We start from the raw sequence: 16,176 nt of genomic DNA, 5'->3' as shown, positions 1-16,176 counted from the left end.
GGGCCGCTACTTCCGGGTCCAGCGGCCCAGGCCGTCCGCATCGTAGAACTTTATGTCGAAGCCGCGGGCCTTCCCCTGCTCCATGGTGAAGACGATGGAGGCCAGGGAGTCGACCAGCTCGGCTTCCCCGGCCGGCACGAAGGCGAAGGTATCGCCATCCCAGTGCTGCATCGGAAACCGCATCTTCCCGGGCCCCAGGACGAGCGTCAGGGCGCCATCGACCTGCACGATCTCGGCAGCGCCGTAATAGGGATTGTCGAAACGGCCGGTGTACTGCCCCGGCGCCCTGGCCGGCACGGGCTGCGCGGGCCTCTGCTGCGCCGACAGGTCCGCCTGCGGCTCGAAAAAGCCCAGCATCGCCCCGTTGTAGGCCGCGAACCAGTCGCGCGTGGGCTTGCCGTAGAGGGCGGTGTCGATGAACGCCGCCACCACGGATTCCGCCGCCCCCACCGGCGCGCCATTGGTCAGCACCACGATGCCGATGCCGGCCGACGGCACGATCCTGAACGACGTGCCGGCACCCAGCAGGAAGGCGCCGGAATGCCCCATGGAAGGGCGGCCGCCCAGTTCGGTGTTGACGTTGAAGCCATAACCGTAGAAGCCCGAGCGCGCCGCGACCTCGTGCGCGCGGGCGCTGAACGACTGCGGCGACAAGGCCGGCAGCAGCGCCCCGGGGGACGCCAGTTCACGCTCCTTATGTCTGCCGTCGGCCAGCAGCAGCTTCAGCCACTCTGCCAGGTCCACGACATTGGAGGAGACGCCGCCGGCAGGCGCCTGCTGGTCGGCGTCGCGCTGCCCCAGCGGCAGGAACGCGCCCTTCTGGTAGCCGTGCAGCGCGGCGCGATTGCCGCGAGCGATGAAGTCGTCGTGGCGATAGCTCGTGGCCTTCATGCCCAGCGGCTTGAACAGGCGTTCATCGGCCAGTTGCTCCCAGGGGCGGCCCGCTGCCCTGGCAACCGCCTCCGCGGCTATCGTCGTGCCGAAGTTGGCGTAGTGATAGGAAGTCCGGAAATCGTCCAGCGGCAGCGCCTGCAGGCGGGCAATGACGTCATCGCGCGTGTATCCCAGGTCTTCGAGGTCGTCGCCGGCGGTGGCGGGCAGCCCCGAGCGATGCGCGAAGAAGTCGCCGATCGTGGCATGCGCCGACACATACGCATTGCTCAGCCGGAATCCCGGCAGGTAGAGGGACACGGGATCGTCCCATGCCACCACGCCGTGGGTCACTTCGATCGCCGCCACGGTGGCCGAGATCGACTTGGAAACCGATGCGACCTGGAACACCGTCTGCGCGTCCACGGCGGCCGGCTTGCCGAGCTCCCGCGTGCCATAGCCCTGCGCAAATACCGTCTTGCCATCGATGACCACGGCAACCGCCATCCCCGGCACGCGGCTGCGCTGCATGATGTCGGCGACGATCCGCGGCAGGTCCTCGACTGCGCGTTCCCGACTGCCCTGCGGGATCGCGATGGCATCGGCCGGCGGGCTGGGCCGGCTCTCGATGGAGACGGTCTGCGACCAGGCCGTCATCGAGCAGCCCAGCGCCAACAGGCATGCCCATGGCATGAGCGCTCTCTTGTTCTTGATTGACATGGTGACCTCAGAATCCCGCTTGATAGGCGATGCGAAAAACGCCCTGGTTGATGCGCAGCGCCTGGTCCGTCTGGTGCGTCAGCCCGGCCTGCACGATGATGCCGATCGGGGTCACGTACGTGACGGCGCCCGACACGCCCCAGTCCCAGCCGTCCTTGAGCCCGTAGCGCGCCAGCCTGTCGTCGTTGCCCGACAGCTTGCGGACGGCGGCCGTCGTCGTGATCTGCCAGCGATCGCGGGACAGCGAAATCGACGTCACGCCATTTCCGTTGGAAACCGGGATGCCCAGGAAGGCGCTGGAGAACGTGGCTTCGTTGAACCAGCCCAGGTTCCATCCGCCGGCCAGCGTCGCGTCGTAGCGCAGCCTGGCGGAAACCGTATTGGCGCTTTCGCCCTGGCCGGGCTCGGCATGCAGCCGGCCTGCGTCGACCCCGCCGGAGATGCCTTCCCATCCCGGCAGATCGCGGAAATCGTATGAGACGATGAAGGACTCAAGCTGGTTGCTGAACGGCGGCGGCGCGTCGGGACGGACGAAGCCGCGGTCGAAGCTGAGCCGCCGGTTCAGGCGGGTGTCGTCGCGCTTGAACAGCACCGCGGCCAGGGAGTGCGTGCCATGGCCGGCGGCGCCGAAGGTGTGCCGCCCGCCCACTCCGATGGATCCGCGGTACTCCGAGCCCTCGGTGAAGCCGCTGTACAGGCCGTCGATGATGTGCCAGGCATCGCCGAAGCCCAGGTCCATCTTGCCGCCATACAGCGCATAGCTGTCGGCGGTGTAGGCGGCGAACAGGTTCTTCATGCCGACTCCGAGGTCGGAATAGGCGCTGTCCTTCGTTTCGTTGCTGGCCGAATCCAGCGTGGCCTTGGAGCGGATCGAGAATCGCTGTGTCAGCTGCCATACCAGCGCGGCCTCCACCGTGGGCTGCACGCTCCTCCAGTGCGAGCGCGGGATCTGCCCATTGTCGTCGCGGATGCCGAAGTAGCCCGTATATTCGTTGAGCAGCAGGAACCGGCCGTTCAGCCGTGGATAGTGGTCTTCCCCTTCCCCCAGTTGGCTGTAGGGCGTGAGGAATATCTCGGTCTTGAAGATGTCCGGGGCGTCCTGCGCCAACGCGCCCTGCATGCCCATGGCCAACAGCGTCACGGCCGTGCTCATGCCAGCCGGGGCCAGGCGCGCCGCGCGCCGCCACAACGGGCCGATGGAGCCGCGCGTCATGAGTTGCCCAGAACCACTCACCGCGCCAGCTCGGCTGCCACTTCGCGCACCTGCGCGTGGATGTTGTCGAACATGGCGAAGTTCACGCGGCTTGCAACGACGAATATTCCCAGCCGGCGATTCGGCGACAGCACCGCGTAGCTCATGAATCCGCCGAGCCCGCCGCTCTTGCCCAGCAGCAGCGGCGTTCCGTTGCGCGGCAGGGTCACGACCCAGCCCAGCCCCATGCCGTCGGCGTCCGTGACTTCGGTGCCCACGGCGGACGCCAGCCCGTCGTAAGGCAGCCAGAGGGCATGATCCAGCGCGAAGGCTTCCTTCGCCTGCCGGGCGCCGTCCAGGTGCCAGCGCATCCAGCTCACCATGTCGGCCGCCGTGGAGTAGATGCCCGCGCTGGCATGCATCACGTCGGTCACCTCGACGTTGGGATCGGGCTGGCCGAAAGGGTCGAGCCCGATCATGAGGCGCTTCTTCTGTGCGTCGTCGAGCGTGATGGCCGTATCGGTGAGGCCGGCCGGCCTGAGCACCTCTTTGGCCAGCACCGCCGGATAATCCGCCCCGCCCGCCTTCGCCAGCGCGTCGCCCAGCAGGCCGAAACCCAGGTTCGAGTAAAGCGTGGTGGTGCCGGGCGCATAGGCCGGCTTGTTGCTTCCGATCCATTTCCAGTAATAGTCGCGCTGGAATGCGGAGAAAGGGTTGTCGGACGGCGCGGCATCGGGGTCCGGCAGTTCGCGCGGCAGCCCCGCGGAATGCGTGGCAAGATCCAGCAGCGTGATCGGACGCCCGTTCACTTCCACCCGGGCCTGCCCAGGCGCGTACTTGGACAGCGGGTCGGTGAGCCTGAGCTTGCCCTGCGCGGCCAGCGACGCCAGCACATCGGTGGCGAACACCTTCGACACCGACCCTATCCGGAAGATCGAATGGGCGTCGGGCTCGATGCCACTGCCCGGCGCCGTCTCGCCGTACGCCTGGATGACGCTGTCATCCCCGCGTACCACCGCGATGATCAGGCCCGGCGCACCGGAGTTCAGGTAAAGCTGCATGCCGGCCATGGAGACGGAATCCTCCAGGGCCAGGTCGGCGGCGGCCGCCTGGTGGCCGCCCAGCACGCAGGCTGAGGCCAGTGCAATACGGGTAAAGCGCGAGAGGAGGCGGGACGCCGGCATGCCGATTCTCCTGGGGAATCCGGAGCGGCGATTCCGCCGCAAGCGCGATCATCCCAAAACCCCGGAGAATGACCACATCGCCAGGACGAACCAACATGCCGGCGTGACGAATTGCACATTGCCTGGCAGACCACAACCCGCTGTTGCGCTCAGATCCCCATGCGCTCGCGCAGGCATCTCCGGTAGGAACGCGACACGGGCCAGTCTCGGTCGGCCGACCGCATCCGGATCAGCCATTTGTCCACGCTTCTGCGATCCACGTCCACGACATGCAGGGCGTTGACGATGGCAGTTCTGTGTATGCGGAAGAAGATCTTCTCCGGCAGCAGGGTCGACCACACCCCGAACGCCCGCGAATCCAGCACCATGGATCCGTTTTCCAGCCATATCTCGCTGTAGTTCCCCGCCGACCGCACCCCCACGATGGACTCGGGCTGCACGCCCTGCACCACCCCGCGCCGGCTCAGGTAGATCAGCGGCGTGGTGCTCTCGTACGTCGCCATCCTTTCGTGGCTGCGGCTGTCCGAGTACCTGGCCTGCCCGATCAGGTTCGCGCATTGATACAGCGCGCCGACCTCGGCTGCAGACCAGGTCCGGTGCTTCACGGTGGTATCGAAGCCGATGATGCCGTGGAGCCTGTTCTCGTGGAACACCGGCACGCTGAGCACGCTCTTGTCGCCCTGGCGCAGGAACTCCACCTGCAGCACCCTTGCGGTACGCGGCAGGCCCGTCACGTCGTGCACGGCCACCGCCTGCCCCTTCACCATGTACCGGTGCAGCCAGGCGATCAGCGTGGTCGGGACATCCTGCAGCTCCGCCACGAAAGGCCGGGTATGGCCCCTGCACCATTCATGCGTATTGCGGAACCGCAGCATGTCGGGCCGGTACTCGATCATCCATGCCCTGTCCACGTCTGACGTCTCGCCCATGTGCGCGAGCTGCTCCGAGATGGCCTGGTCGACCGGATACTTGAGCAGGTTCATCGCGCAGCGATAAAGCCAGTCTCGTGCAGGCCCGGTCTCCAGGCCGATGGGGTTGTGGATCTTGTATTTGCCAGCGTCCGTCACGTCGGTTCCCCTTGCGGCCGCCGGCGTATCGCCATGCGCTGCCGCGCTGCCAATGACTGCCCTGCTGCAGCCGCAGCGGCGAAAACCCGGCCGCACGCCACCGCACCGTGATTTTCACGTTCGTATCGGCAAATGACAAGAAGTTACGCCGAGGGGGTGCGATAGCGCAGGGCCTCGATCACCAGCCCCAATGCCGGGGAAGTGTGGTGCCGGTTGGCGTAATAGAGGTGGTACCCCGGAAACGAGGGCCACCAGTCTTCCAGTACCGGAACCAGCCGGCCCGCCTCGATGTGCGGCTGCACGAGGTCGAATGGCACGTAGGCCAGGCCCATGCCGTCCAGCGCCGCCTGGAGCATCAGGTAGGTGTTGTTGAAAATGGTCTGGCCATTCACGCGCGCGTTGATGGCCTGCCCGTCTTTCTCGAAATCCCACGCATACAGGCCGCCATGCGTGGGCAGGCGCAGGTTGATGCAGCGGTAGCGCGTGAGGTCGTGCGGCGTGACGGGAAGCGGCTTGCCCACCAGGTACCCGGGTGATGCCGCCACCGCCATGCGCAGGTCGGGCGCGATGCGCACCGCCACCATATCCTTGTCTACCCGGTCGCCCACGCGCACGCCCGCGTCGAACCGGCCAGCCGCGATGTCGGTGAAGGCGTAGTCCACGCTGAACTCGACATTGATGTCCGGATACCGGCGCAGCAGTGGCAGCAGGCGCGGCCAGAGCACCGTGGAAATGGCGTGGTCGTGCGCCGTGATGCGCACCGTGCCGGCGGGCCGCGAGCGCAGGTCGCTGAGCGACTCCAGCTGCTGATCGATCTCGTCCAGCCGCGGCGCCAGGGTTTCGAACAGCCTTGCGCCTGCCTCGGTCGTGGAAACGCTGCGCGTCGTGCGGGTCAGCAGCCGCATGCCCAGCCTGGACTCCAGCGCAGACATGGCATGGCTGAGCGCCGAGCGCGACAAGCCGAGCTGGGCAGCCGCCCGCGTGAAGCTGCGTTCGCGCGCCACCACCACGAAAGCCCGCAGGTCGTTGAGGTTCTCCCTGGACATTGGTGAATTCCGTGCACTAGAGCATACGGATTTTACGGTCTTCTCACGCAAATCCCGGGTCTCTACAGTTTCGTGTAAGCCGCGGGCGACGCCCATGCGGCCCGAATGCAATCCCGGAGGCCCCCCATGGAAGTCCGCATCACCATCGCCGGCAAGGCGCTCCAGGCCACCCTGGAAGACAACGCGGCCGCGCGCGACTTCATCGCCATGCTGCCGCTCACGCTCGACCTCGAGGACTACAGCCGCACCGAGAAGATCGCGCAACTGCCCGGGCGGCTGTCCACGGCCGGCGCGCCGGCCGGCATGACGCCGGCTCCTGGCGACATCGCCTATTACGCGCCCTGGGGCAATCTCGCCCTCTTCTACCGCGACTTCGGCCATTCCCGCGGGCTGGTCAAGCTGGGCCGCATCCGGGGCGACGCCCGGATGCTGGAGGCGCCCGGTCCGCTGGACGTCCGCATAGAAATCGCCACCACACCTTGAGGCAGGTCGCGCAAGCAATGCCTCGGCAAACAACCGTCCATCACTGGAGCCAATCATGGAACTGAAACGCGCGGGCTCCCAGCCCTCGGTAAAGGGCCCGGCAGCGTGGTTCACCGGCAACGTCCGGATCGACCCGCTCAACAGTCCTCCTGCGCCCGCACGCGTGTCGTGCGCAAGCGTCACTTTCGAGCCCGGCGCGCGCACCGCCTGGCACACGCATCCCCTGGGCCAGACGCTCATCGTCACCGCGGGCTGCGGCTGGACCCAGTGCGAGGGGGAGCCGATAGTCGAGATCCGGGCAGGCGACGTCATCTGGTGCCCGCCGGGACACCGGCACTGGCATGGCGCAACGCTCACCACTTCCATGACCCATATCGCCGTACAGGAAGCCCTGGACGGCAGGAACGTCGAGTGGCTGGAACACGTCACCGATGCGCAGTACCTGGCCGGTCCGGCCTGACATCACTATCGGGGATCCTCTCTCATGAAGACACACACACTGAAGCTCTTGGTGTGCGCCCTCTCCACGCTGGCATCGACTGCCGGCGCGGCCGAGCCGCAGGCGCAAATGCAGGGTGCGCAGATCACGCGCGCGGGCGCCCAGCATTCCATTGCCGGGCCCGAGACTTTCTTTACCGGCCGGGCGCGCATCGACCCGGTCTGGCCGGCCAACGAACATATCAATGCCTCGGGCGGACTCGTCACGTTCGAGCCCGGGTCGCGCTCGGCCTGGCATACCCATCCGGCCGGCCAGCAGCTGGTGGTGATCTCGGGAGTGGGCCTCACCCAGGAATGGGGCAAGCCCATCCAGGAAATCCGGCCGGGCGACGTGGTCTGGTGCCCGCCGGGCGTCAAGCATTGGCACGGCGCGGCGCCCCATACCGCCATGACCCACCTGACCGTGACCGGCACGCTCGATGGCAAGAACGTCACCTGGATGGAGAAAGTCAGCGATGAACAATACAACGCCCGCTAATCGGCGCAGCAGGGCACTGCTGGCCGGCGCCCTTGCCCTGTCGCTGGACTGCGCCATGGCCGCAGGCCACGCGCCCGCAACGCAGCCGGGAACCATGACCCAGGCAGCCCCTGCTGCCGCATCCGAGACGCTGACCGCCCGCCAGCAGGCCATCGTGCCGATCGCCGCGTTCGCCGCGGCCGGCGACCTCGCCGGGCTGGGCGAAGCCCTGAACCAGGGCCTGGATGCGGGCCTGGCCGTGAACGAGGCCAAGGAAATCCTCGTGCAGCTCTACGCCTACGCCGGCTTCCCGCGCAGCCTGAACGCACTGGGCGAGCTGATGAAGGTGCTCGAATCCCGCAGGCAGCGCGGCATCGCCGATGCGCCCGGACGTCTTCCGGGCCGGCCCATTCCGACCGGCGAGGCGCTGCTGCAGGCCGGCACCGCCAACCAGACCAAGCTGTCCGGCGGACCGGTGAAAGGCGCGCTGTTCGACTTCGCGCCCGCCATCGACGAGTATCTCAAGACCCATCTGTTCGGCGACATATTCGAGCGCGACAACCTCGACTGGCAGAGCCGGGAACTCGCCACGCTGGGAATGCTGTCGGCCATTCCCGGGGCCGAGTCCCAGTTGCAGGCGCACATGCGCATCAGCATGAACGTGGGTCTCACCGCCGCGCAATTGCGCCAGCTCGGCCAGGTGCTGGCCGAACGCGTGGGCGCGGAGAACGGCCGCAGGGCCGAGGAAGCGCTGGACCGCCAGCTGGCCGCCACCTTGGGCGCCCGGCAGCGCTGAGCGGCGCCCGGCCCGCCCTCGACGGCTGGCGCAATGTCTGGCATGCCGTCGCTGGGCTGGCCACGGCGCGGCTACCCGGAAAACGGCTGTAAGTGGCTTGCGTACGGATCCCTGCGCCCATCTCGCCCGGACCTTTCAGGCTATCTGGCGCCGTGCGGCGCCAGCGCCTGCAACGCCTCGCGGTAACGCTCGACCACCCCTGGCTCCGCGTCGCTTCCGTGGCGCTCCAGGAATGCCCGCAGGGCCGCGCGGTATTCCTGCCTGAAGACGTCGTTATCCGGACTGGCGGCAAGCCGGGCAGCCGCACGCTCCACCGGTGCGCGCGCCTGCGCAACGAGCAGCCGCCTGCCGAACGGCGACTCGTCCCGCATGATAGCCACATTGCGCTCGAAGCCTGGCACATACTTGATCACGAAGCGCTCGCCGACGGGCGGGATGTCGATCCTGTTGCGCACCGGATAGAGGCTGGCCGAGAGCGTATCGAAATGGATCTCCACGTCGCGGCCGTCGGCGGTCTTCATCACCGCGTCGTAGGCCCAGATGTTCCGTTCGTTGAGCTGGGAGCTGGTTTCCTCGGCATGCGTGATGACCGCAGTGCCGTATGTGCCGAAAGCATTGAGGAAGAGGGCATTCGCCATCGAGCCGGCAAACATGTTGACCATGCCCAGGACCAGGCCCGCCACGCCCAGCGCGCACCATGCGGCGTTCCTGCGCCGGCGCGCAATCGCCGCGCCTACTGCCAGGGCGGCCAGCGCCAGGAGCAGCATCGAAAGAAACGGGTGGTGGCTGAGAAAGTAGAGCAGGGCGGACAGTACGGTCATGTCGCGTGCAATTCAAGGCCCGGACCATTCCGCGGCAATCATCGCGCCCATCGAGGCCCCAGGTAAAGAAAGCGACTGAAACAGCTTAAACATACCGTATCCCTGTCTGCCTGACTGACACAGACCTGAAGTGCTAAGTTGTCCTCCAGGCGGGCGATTCCGGTTCATCCGAACGCATGCATGGCCGCATACGCAGCGGCACCCCGCCACAGGAGAACAATCATGACCCTCACCAAACGACTGGTTCACGCTTTTTCCGCAACCCTGCTGGCGCTGGGCATCAGCACCACGGCATTGGCCGACGACCAGGGGCGCAACACGATCATCGGCGCCGGCCTGGGCGGCGTGGCCGGCGCACTGCTCTCTGATCGCGATCCCTGGGTCACGCTGGGTGGCGCCGCGGCCGGCGGCGTACTGGGGCACGTGATCACCGACGACGACGACCGTGGCCGCCGCCACTGGAACCGCGACCGCGGCCGCCATCATCACGCCTACAAGCGGGCGGGGTACCGGGATCACGACCGTCATCGCGGCAACTGGCACCGCCATCGGCACTGATATCAATTCGCGGCTGCGCGGCCACGGATGTGGCAGCGCCCTACTCCAGCGCTATCCCAAGCTCCTTCGCCAGAGCCGCGAACCTGGCCGAGTCTTTCTTAATGACCTCAGCAAACTGCCCCGGCGTCCCGCCCAGAGGCGTTGCGCCCAGCGACACCAGCTTGTCGCGCACTACCGGATCGTTGAGCGACTCATTCACGGCCTTGTTGAGCGTCTGGACGACTTCGGGTGCGAGCCCCGCCGGCCCGACCAGCCCGAACCACTGGCTGAACTCGAAGCCGGGAACACCGGCTTCAGCCATGGTGGGAACATCGGGAAGCAAAGGGGAACGTTCGTCGCTGGTGATCGCCAGGGCGTGCAGCTTGCCCGCCTGTATGAAACTGAGTGTGGGGGGTGGGGAATCGAAGTTCAGCTCGATCTGCCCGGAAAGCAGATCGGTAATTGCCTGCGTGCTTCCCTTATAAGGCACGTGCAGCATCTGGGTGCCCGTTGCCTGCATGAACATCGCTGCCCCGAAGTGCTGCGAGCTCCCTACGCCTGAGGAGCCGTGCTTCAATCCGCCGGGGTTCTTCTTGGCAGCCTCGATTACGTCCTTCACGGAGTTTGCATTAGCCGCCGGGCCCACCACAAGCAGGAGAGGCGTGCTGGCGATCCGCGCGATAGGCGTGAAATCGGTATTCACGTCATAGGGAAGCTTGGGAAAGAGGGCGGGCGCCACGGCATTTGAGTTCTGGTGCGCCAGCAACAGCGTATATCCGTCCGGCGCTGCCCTCGCGACCGCGTCCGCACCAATCGTTCCGGTGGCGCCGGGACGGTTCTCGACGACGACGGGCTGGCCGAGGCGCTTCTGCAGATCGCCGGCCACCAGCCGTGCGGCCACATCGGTGAATCCGCCCGGCGCGTATCCAACGACGATGCGGATGGGTTTGTCAGGGTACTGTTGCGCCATGGCCGTACTGCAGGCCAGCGCAGCGACGACACCCACCACTGCCCTATGTAGCTTTCTCATCTCTGTCTCCTTTCTAGTGATTATCTGGGTGCCGACGCCAGCCGGCCCCGAGGGTCGCAGGCTGTCAGGCTGTGACGAAGTGGCTCTCCCGCGCACGGATGATCCCTACCAGGGTCTCATTCACCGGTGTGGGCACGCCGTATTTCGCACCCAGCAGCGGGATATACCCATTGATGGCGTCGACCTCCGATTTCCGCCTGGCCAGATGATCCAGCAGCATCGATGGGCGCGCATTGGGAATCTTGCTCCCCAGCCTCCTGACATGCTCGACGGGGTCATCGCCGACATCGAGGCGGATGTTCATGGCCCGCGCAACGGCAATGGCTTCGCGCGAGCAGCTTTCGGCGACACGCCAGGCGTCCGGATGGGACATCACGCCGCCGATCGTCAACCCCGTGGCGCACGTGGTGCCGGAGAAAGCGACGTTCATGATCAGCTTCTCCCAGACCATCTGACCGACATCGTCAAAGAGCGCCACCTGGAAGCCGGAGGATCTCCATACATCGGCAGAGCGCTCCAGGTCAGCACGCGGCAGCGATCCATAGGATCCGAATCGGATCATTTCCATGCCGTTGTGATGCGCGTGGCCGGGTGCCTTGATGGATGCGCCAAATCCGCCCACGACACCAACGGCGATGCGCTCGCTTCCCAGTATTGCGGCAGCCCTTTCCGGCGAGCCCAGACCGTTCTGTATGGTCTGGACCACCGTACTGGCGCCGATCAGCGGCAGTGATGACTTCGCCGCCGCCTCGACATCAAAGGCCTTCGTGGCAATGATGACCACGTCGCAATGGCCGATCCCATCGGTGGTCAGGCTTGCTTTGATGGGAACGGTACGGTCGCCGCTCGCGCCTTCCACCCGAAGGCCATTCTGGTTCATGGCCGCCACGTGGTCTTCCCACAGGCACACCGCGTGAACCTCATGGCCCGCGCTCACCATGAGGCCGGCGTATACCGAGCCCATGGCGCCGCACCCGACAATCGCTACTTTCGCCATGACGGACTCCTCAAGCCAGGACTTTGCTCAGTTCACCGACGATGGCCGCCGTCACCTCGCCGGTTGACGCATGCCCGCCAATGTCCCCCGTCTTGGGGCCATTCAGCAGAACCTCCCCCACGGCCGCACGCAGGGCGGCAGCAGCTTTGGCGCAACGTTCGTCCTTGTGCTTGTCGGAAAGCCAGTCCAGCATCATTCCCGCCGAAAGAATCATCGCGACGGGATTGGCAATGCCCTTGCCTGCTATGTCGGGCGCAGTCCCGTGGCTGGGCTGGAATACCCCCATTTCATCGTTCACATCGGCCGAGGGCGCTACGCCCAGCCCGCCGACCACGCCAGCCCCGATCTCCGAAGTAATGTCGCCAAAGACATTTTCGGTGACCACGACGTCGTAGCGTTCCGGGTTGGTGACGAACATCATCGAACCGGCGTCGATATACAAGCGGTCGGTTGCGATATCCGGATACTGCAGGGCGACCTCGTCAAAGACCTTGCGCATGAAGGCGTTGCTGCGCAAGACATTTGCCTTGTCGAGCAGCGTCACATGGCCCGGCGTTCCATAGGCGCGTCGACGGAAGCGGGCCTGCTCGAATGCGATCTTGAAGAGCTTTTCGCAACCGGCGCGCGTGATGACGAGGCGGTCGCTGGCAGACTCGTTGCTCGGCCGCAGCACGTCGTGGCGGCCGGCGAACAGGCCTTCGGTCAACTCGCGGATGACCAGCATGTCTACCTGGTCGGCCTTGATCCGCGTCGGCACGCCCGGGAAATACTTGCACGGTCGCAGGCTTGCCACCAAGCCATAGCGTTCCCGGATGTCGATCTGAGGCGCGATCTCGGTGCCGTCGGGCTTGCGTACGCTGGGCAAGCCCATTGCTCCCAGGAGGATTGCGTCGGCCTGCGGCAAGGCCGCCATATCGGCCTCCGCCATCGATTCGCCAGTCTCGCGATAGAGGCCGGCTCCCGCACGATAAGTGATGTACTCGAGATCCAGCCCATGCGAGCCGGCTACGGCATTGAGCACCTCGACTGCGGCATGGGTCACTTCAGGGCCGATTCCATCTCCTGGAAGCAGCACGATCTTGTATTTGGCATTGCTCATCGGATTCTCCAGCGGCCACATCGTTCGTGTAGCGTGCTGGAATCATCTGGCGTCCGCGAATCCCTGAGAAGCAATAAGTGGTTGGGGGGGCGTCACGAAAGGTGATGACCCGGTCCCTGCCCCCCTTGCGCAGCAGGTTCGATCCCGCGGCGGCGGGCGGCACAGGCCTGGAGGTGCTCCACCAGCATCTTGGCCACCACGGGCAGCGTACTCACAGAGCGAACGCATATACCCAATTGCCGCTTTGCCCAGGGCTCCGCCAATTGCACTTCGCCAAGGCCCAATTCGGACGAATAAAAGCGCGTGGATCGCCTAGGCGCCACAGCGATGCCCATACCTGCGCCTACCATCAGGCACAGGGCATCGTAACTGGTGACATGCACCCGTAGCCGCAAGGCTTGCCCCGACGCAGAGGCGGCTTCCTCAAGCTTCCTGTTTATGGCGCTACCTTCCCTGAGGCCAACAAAATCCCAGTCCAGCAGCTCTGATAGCTTCACGCTGCTGCGCCGTGCCAGCGGATGATCGTTGCGGAGAACCACAACCAGATCGTCGTGTTCGTACTCGAGCGTTTCGATCGGATCGCTGTGCGGCTGCAGTGTGTAGATGCCCACATCGGCTTCATTATCGGCAACGGCCTTGGTCGTGATGGCGCTGTTTCTTTCTTCCAGGAGGATCTGGATCTGGGGATGCGCTTTGCTGAACGAAGCGAGGTCTTCCGGCAGGAACTGGGTGATTGCCGAGATGTTTGCATACACCCGCAATTGCCCGCGCGCGCCCACGGCATAGTCGACCATCTGCGCATATGTGTCGTCGAGGACATGAACGACATGCCGGGCCAGGCGCAGCAGGGTAAGGCCGGCAACCGTGGGCACGACACCACGATGACTGCGATTCAGCAGCGGCGCGCGGAATATGGCCTCGAGTTCCGCGATGCGTTTGCTGATCGCCGCCGCAACGATGTGCTCCCGCTGCGCCGCCTTGGCGATGCTGCCTTCTTCCACCACTGCGACGAAAAGCCTAAGCGACACGGGATCAAGCTTCATTTTATGTACCGGTAGAGAGTCTCCCTGTTTCCTAGTCTACCGGTGCCCAGGGCGCCAGGACGTGCTTTGCCCGGATGGAACAGCCGGTTTGCGTGCAGAGGCATGGGCAGTAGTCCGACGCAACCCTAGAATTTTCGTCACTCAACCCTCCACCGAACCTCGAAAGAGCTGCTTCCATGAATACCCGCACAAAGCCCGACGCGTTGCCTATTCCCTATGCCTTACCCCAGGTCCCGTACATGTCGCCAGACCTGGTGCATCTCGGCGTACTCGGCGAGTGGCTTGAGAATGACACCTTTTGGGTCCCCGTGACCGATTCCGTCTCGTTCAAGCCGCTGCTGCTCTGCACGACGGGCGGCTACTACGTGAACCTGTTGCGCGTGCGGAAGGCTGGCGTCCTCTCGCGTCATCGCCACACAGGGGCCGTGCATGCCATCGTGCTGAAAGGGCGTTGGCGCTACCTGGAGCACGACTGGATCGCTGAGGAAGGATCCTACGCACATGAACCGGCCGGCGAGACGCATACGCTCGTAGTGCCGGAGGGGGTGGATGAAATGATCACTTGGTTCCACGTGACAGGCGGTTATACCTACGTCGATCCACAAGGCAATGCCCTGGCGTACGAGGACGTCTTTACCAAGCTGGAGGCCGCCCGCGCCCATTACAAGGCGATCGGGCTCCCGGACGACTACATCGAGAAGTTCATCCGCTAGGCGCAGTCGGCGCCGGATCGGATAGCTTGGCTGCGACGGCAGCCAAGCCTGCGGAAACCGAGGAAAGTCTAGGAACGGCGGACGGTCAGAGTCGTCCGCGGGCGGTATGGGATGTCATCCACCGGCCAGAATGGCCGTGCGACCGTGAACGGTTGCTGCTCCGGATGGTAGGCAGTCATTCCCGGCGTATCCGTCGTAAAGCAATCGCCAGTGTCCGCATAGTTCAAGGTGTAGTGGTAACCGGATCGGGCAACCAGCACACGCACATCGCCCGGATTGACTCCGAAGCCTGTATAGAAGTTGGGATCCATGAAATTCAGCGGCTTTTCGGTCAGGATCACCGACACCGGCCCTTCCTGAACCACGGCATATGCGCCCGTACTGACCTGAACACCGGCATGGGCCGGCCCTTTAAGGGTGATTGTCCTGTTTTCCCCCCATTCCAGCAGCGTCCCACACAATTGCACCGGTGCTGTTTCCACGCTGTGCTTGCCTCCTACGACCACCGTGACGGGATCTCCGGGCCTGTGACGCATGCATGCGCGTACTGCCTCCAGATCACGAATCGGCAACGCGGCGGGAAGCGAATTGAAGTCATCCTTCAGAGCGCGCAAGATATATGTACTATCGCCGGGCCCCCCGGCAGCCACTCGATCGCCCTGATCGCCGATGATGACCGGCCGAGTACGGCCTGCCTGCGACGCGATCGTCAGTACCTCCTCGATGCCGGGATACGACCCGATGGTCTCTGCGCGGAGATCCCACAGACGCCGCGCAATATCGTCGGCGGCTTCACGTGCCTTGTCCGGGTCCCCGTTGCTATAGGCCAGTATCGTCTGGCCCATCCCGGCAATGTCCAGGAACTGCTGAACATTGAAGATACTCATGTCCCACAGCCCCCCGTCCTTCACATACGAGGCTGCTAGCTCGTGCAAACCCAGCAGCGGCTGTTCGTCGGTACGGTCGCGGCCCAGCGTCAGCATGGGGATGTGAACCGAAGCGCAGACCGGCATGAACGTCCCATCCAACATGCCCTTGGCCGCGTGCAATGCACGTCGTCCTGTGAGCGCCATGTCGGAGTGTGGATTGGTCTTGAAGGCGGTGATGAAATCACACGGCGCGAGAGTCTCCGGCGTCACGTGGGCATGCAAGTCCATACCGGCCGTCAAGGGCATGGAAGGTCCGACTATCTTGCGCAAATTGCGCATCAGCTCGGCCTCAGGATCCGAACATTCGGTCGTCATCATGGCACCATGCAGGGACAGGACGATGGCGTCAAAGTCCCCACTGCGAGCCGCCTCGAGCATGCAGTCTTGAAACTCGAGGAAAACCCTGTGGTCTACCGGCCCTGCCGGCAGGGTACGAAAGGAAGCTGGAACCGTAACGGCAAGATTCAGTTCCTCCGCCGCGTCGATGATGCCTCCCGTTATCGTATTGGTCCCCCGATTCTTGTCCAATGCATCGTCGCCGAACGTGATGTCGAAGCTGCTGCGACCGGTGACGATGGGGTTGAAGCTGTGGGCCTCGTGATAGATGGCCCCACAAAGAATCCTGGTTTTCATTGTGATCGTCGCTCATTAGGTTGACCATGCTGGCGTATAAAGCCGGCGCACATGCTTGGCC

General features: G+C 64.9%; 17 protein-coding genes. 6 read left to right on the top strand and 11 right to left on the bottom strand.

Annotation, left to right across the window (positions count from 1 at the left end; all coding sequences use genetic code 11):
• Window positions 1-6: 6 nt before the first annotated feature.
• From ACYBYQ_RS01050 to ACYBYQ_RS01030, 5 genes are all read right to left on the bottom strand, one after another.
• A complete protein-coding gene (locus ACYBYQ_RS01050) occupies window positions 7-1,563 on the bottom strand; it encodes a serine hydrolase (protein ID WP_459616538.1) in 1,557 nt (518 codons plus the stop codon).
• 34 nt (window positions 1,564-1,597) lie between these two features.
• Complete coding sequence (locus tag ACYBYQ_RS01045) at window positions 1,598-2,803, bottom strand: hypothetical protein (protein ID WP_459616537.1); 1,206 nt, start codon at window positions 2,801-2,803, stop codon at window positions 1,598-1,600.
• A 17-nt stretch (window positions 2,804-2,820) separates the two neighbouring features.
• On the bottom strand, window positions 2,821-3,966 hold the full coding sequence (gene ampH / locus ACYBYQ_RS01040) for a D-alanyl-D-alanine-carboxypeptidase/endopeptidase AmpH (protein ID WP_459616536.1): 1,146 nt from the start codon (window positions 3,964-3,966) through the stop codon (window positions 2,821-2,823).
• 149 nt (window positions 3,967-4,115) lie between these two features.
• Complete coding sequence (locus tag ACYBYQ_RS01035) at window positions 4,116-5,033, bottom strand: GAF domain-containing DNA-binding protein (RefSeq protein ID WP_459616535.1); 918 nt, start codon at window positions 5,031-5,033, stop codon at window positions 4,116-4,118.
• Window positions 5,034-5,176: 143 nt separating this feature from the next.
• Window positions 5,177-6,079, bottom strand: coding sequence for a LysR family transcriptional regulator (locus tag ACYBYQ_RS01030; protein ID WP_459616534.1), 903 nt, complete (start codon window positions 6,077-6,079; stop codon window positions 5,177-5,179).
• Between the two features lie 126 nt (window positions 6,080-6,205).
• On the opposite strand from ACYBYQ_RS01030, the gene ACYBYQ_RS01025 reads away from it, so the two are divergent.
• From ACYBYQ_RS01025 to ACYBYQ_RS01010, 4 genes are read left to right on the top strand one after another with little or no spacing between them, the layout of a single operon-like run.
• Complete coding sequence (locus ACYBYQ_RS01025) at window positions 6,206-6,562, top strand: cyclophilin-like fold protein (protein ID WP_459616533.1); 357 nt, start codon at window positions 6,206-6,208, stop codon at window positions 6,560-6,562.
• 55 nt (window positions 6,563-6,617) lie between these two features.
• Window positions 6,618-7,022 carry a (R)-mandelonitrile lyase gene (locus ACYBYQ_RS01020; RefSeq protein WP_459616532.1) on the top strand — a complete coding sequence of 135 codons (405 nt, stop codon included), beginning with the start codon at window positions 6,618-6,620 and terminating at the stop codon, window positions 7,020-7,022.
• Between the two features lie 24 nt (window positions 7,023-7,046).
• Window positions 7,047-7,538: a (R)-mandelonitrile lyase gene (locus tag ACYBYQ_RS01015; protein WP_459616531.1), complete on the top strand. Its 492-nt coding sequence runs from the start codon at window positions 7,047-7,049 to the stop codon at window positions 7,536-7,538.
• Window positions 7,516-8,313, top strand: a complete 798-nt coding sequence (locus ACYBYQ_RS01010; RefSeq protein WP_459616529.1) for a carboxymuconolactone decarboxylase family protein — start codon at window positions 7,516-7,518, stop codon at window positions 8,311-8,313. The genes ACYBYQ_RS01015 and ACYBYQ_RS01010 overlap by 23 nt, the downstream gene beginning before the upstream one ends.
• A 140-nt stretch (window positions 8,314-8,453) precedes the next feature.
• Here ACYBYQ_RS01010 and ACYBYQ_RS01005 read toward each other — a convergent pair whose 3' ends face one another.
• Window positions 8,454-9,134: a hypothetical protein gene (locus ACYBYQ_RS01005; protein ID WP_459616527.1), complete on the bottom strand. Its 681-nt coding sequence runs from the start codon at window positions 9,132-9,134 to the stop codon at window positions 8,454-8,456.
• A 222-nt stretch (window positions 9,135-9,356) separates the two neighbouring features.
• Here ACYBYQ_RS01005 and ACYBYQ_RS01000 point away from each other — a divergent pair, with 222 nt between their 5' ends.
• Window positions 9,357-9,692, top strand: coding sequence for a glycine zipper 2TM domain-containing protein (locus tag ACYBYQ_RS01000; protein WP_459616526.1), 336 nt, complete (start codon window positions 9,357-9,359; stop codon window positions 9,690-9,692).
• Window positions 9,693-9,732: 40 nt separating this feature from the next.
• On the opposite strand, the gene ACYBYQ_RS00995 is transcribed toward ACYBYQ_RS01000, so the two are convergent.
• The 4 genes from ACYBYQ_RS00995 to ACYBYQ_RS00980 all read right to left on the bottom strand — a co-directional run bounded on the left by ACYBYQ_RS00995 (window position 9,733) and on the right by ACYBYQ_RS00980 (window position 13,840).
• Window positions 9,733-10,701 (bottom strand): Bug family tripartite tricarboxylate transporter substrate binding protein, encoded by a 969-nt coding sequence (locus tag ACYBYQ_RS00995; protein ID WP_459616525.1) that lies wholly within the window; start codon window positions 10,699-10,701, stop codon window positions 9,733-9,735.
• Between the two features lie 64 nt (window positions 10,702-10,765).
• Window positions 10,766-11,698: a ketopantoate reductase family protein gene (locus ACYBYQ_RS00990; RefSeq protein ID WP_459616524.1), complete on the bottom strand. Its 933-nt coding sequence runs from the start codon at window positions 11,696-11,698 to the stop codon at window positions 10,766-10,768.
• Between the two features lie 10 nt (window positions 11,699-11,708).
• On the bottom strand, window positions 11,709-12,797 hold the full coding sequence (locus ACYBYQ_RS00985; RefSeq protein WP_459616523.1) for an isocitrate/isopropylmalate dehydrogenase family protein: 1,089 nt from the start codon (window positions 12,795-12,797) through the stop codon (window positions 11,709-11,711).
• Between the two features lie 92 nt (window positions 12,798-12,889).
• On the bottom strand, window positions 12,890-13,840 hold the full coding sequence (locus ACYBYQ_RS00980; RefSeq protein ID WP_459616522.1) for a LysR family transcriptional regulator: 951 nt from the start codon (window positions 13,838-13,840) through the stop codon (window positions 12,890-12,892).
• A 176-nt stretch (window positions 13,841-14,016) separates the two neighbouring features.
• Between ACYBYQ_RS00980 and ACYBYQ_RS00975 the strand changes: the two genes are divergently transcribed.
• Window positions 14,017-14,553, top strand: coding sequence for a 2,4'-dihydroxyacetophenone dioxygenase family protein (locus tag ACYBYQ_RS00975; RefSeq protein ID WP_459616521.1), 537 nt, complete (start codon window positions 14,017-14,019; stop codon window positions 14,551-14,553).
• A 68-nt stretch (window positions 14,554-14,621) separates the two neighbouring features.
• On the opposite strand, the gene ACYBYQ_RS00970 is transcribed toward ACYBYQ_RS00975, so the two are convergent.
• Complete coding sequence (locus tag ACYBYQ_RS00970; protein WP_459616520.1) at window positions 14,622-16,115, bottom strand: M81 family metallopeptidase; 1,494 nt, start codon at window positions 16,113-16,115, stop codon at window positions 14,622-14,624.
• Window positions 16,116-16,176 lie beyond the last annotated feature (61 nt).

Source organism: Bordetella sp. 2513F2, assembly GCF_054642735.1.
This window is presented reverse-complemented; position numbering and strand designations above follow the sequence as displayed.

What these genes read in the sequence shown, in the direction of transcription:
- ACYBYQ_RS01010 (WP_459616529.1), top strand. Translation starts at nt 7,516, where the DNA reads ATGAACAATACAACGCCCGCTAATCGGCGCAGCAGGGCACTGCTGGCC.
- ACYBYQ_RS00975 (WP_459616521.1), top strand. Translation starts at nt 14,017, where the DNA reads ATGAATACCCGCACAAAGCCCGACGCGTTGCCTATTCCCTATGCCTTA.
- ACYBYQ_RS01045 (WP_459616537.1), bottom strand. Translation starts at nt 2,803, where the DNA reads ATGACGCGCGGCTCCATCGGCCCGTTGTGGCGGCGCGCGGCGCGCCTG.
- ACYBYQ_RS01000 (WP_459616526.1), top strand. Translation starts at nt 9,357, where the DNA reads ATGACCCTCACCAAACGACTGGTTCACGCTTTTTCCGCAACCCTGCTG.
- ampH (WP_459616536.1), bottom strand. Translation starts at nt 3,966, where the DNA reads ATGCCGGCGTCCCGCCTCCTCTCGCGCTTTACCCGTATTGCACTGGCC.
- ACYBYQ_RS00985 (WP_459616523.1), bottom strand. Translation starts at nt 12,797, where the DNA reads ATGAGCAATGCCAAATACAAGATCGTGCTGCTTCCAGGAGATGGAATC.
- ACYBYQ_RS01025 (WP_459616533.1), top strand. Translation starts at nt 6,206, where the DNA reads ATGGAAGTCCGCATCACCATCGCCGGCAAGGCGCTCCAGGCCACCCTG.
- ACYBYQ_RS01020 (WP_459616532.1), top strand. Translation starts at nt 6,618, where the DNA reads ATGGAACTGAAACGCGCGGGCTCCCAGCCCTCGGTAAAGGGCCCGGCA.
- ACYBYQ_RS00970 (WP_459616520.1), bottom strand. Translation starts at nt 16,115, where the DNA reads ATGAAAACCAGGATTCTTTGTGGGGCCATCTATCACGAGGCCCACAGC.
- ACYBYQ_RS01050 (WP_459616538.1), bottom strand. Translation starts at nt 1,563, where the DNA reads ATGCCATGGGCATGCCTGTTGGCGCTGGGCTGCTCGATGACGGCCTGG.
- ACYBYQ_RS00995 (WP_459616525.1), bottom strand. Translation starts at nt 10,701, where the DNA reads ATGAGAAAGCTACATAGGGCAGTGGTGGGTGTCGTCGCTGCGCTGGCC.
- ACYBYQ_RS01015 (WP_459616531.1), top strand. Translation starts at nt 7,047, where the DNA reads ATGAAGACACACACACTGAAGCTCTTGGTGTGCGCCCTCTCCACGCTG.
- ACYBYQ_RS00980 (WP_459616522.1), bottom strand. Translation starts at nt 13,840, where the DNA reads ATGAAGCTTGATCCCGTGTCGCTTAGGCTTTTCGTCGCAGTGGTGGAA.
- ACYBYQ_RS01005 (WP_459616527.1), bottom strand. Translation starts at nt 9,134, where the DNA reads ATGACCGTACTGTCCGCCCTGCTCTACTTTCTCAGCCACCACCCGTTT.
- ACYBYQ_RS00990 (WP_459616524.1), bottom strand. Translation starts at nt 11,698, where the DNA reads ATGGCGAAAGTAGCGATTGTCGGGTGCGGCGCCATGGGCTCGGTATAC.
- ACYBYQ_RS01030 (WP_459616534.1), bottom strand. Translation starts at nt 6,079, where the DNA reads ATGTCCAGGGAGAACCTCAACGACCTGCGGGCTTTCGTGGTGGTGGCG.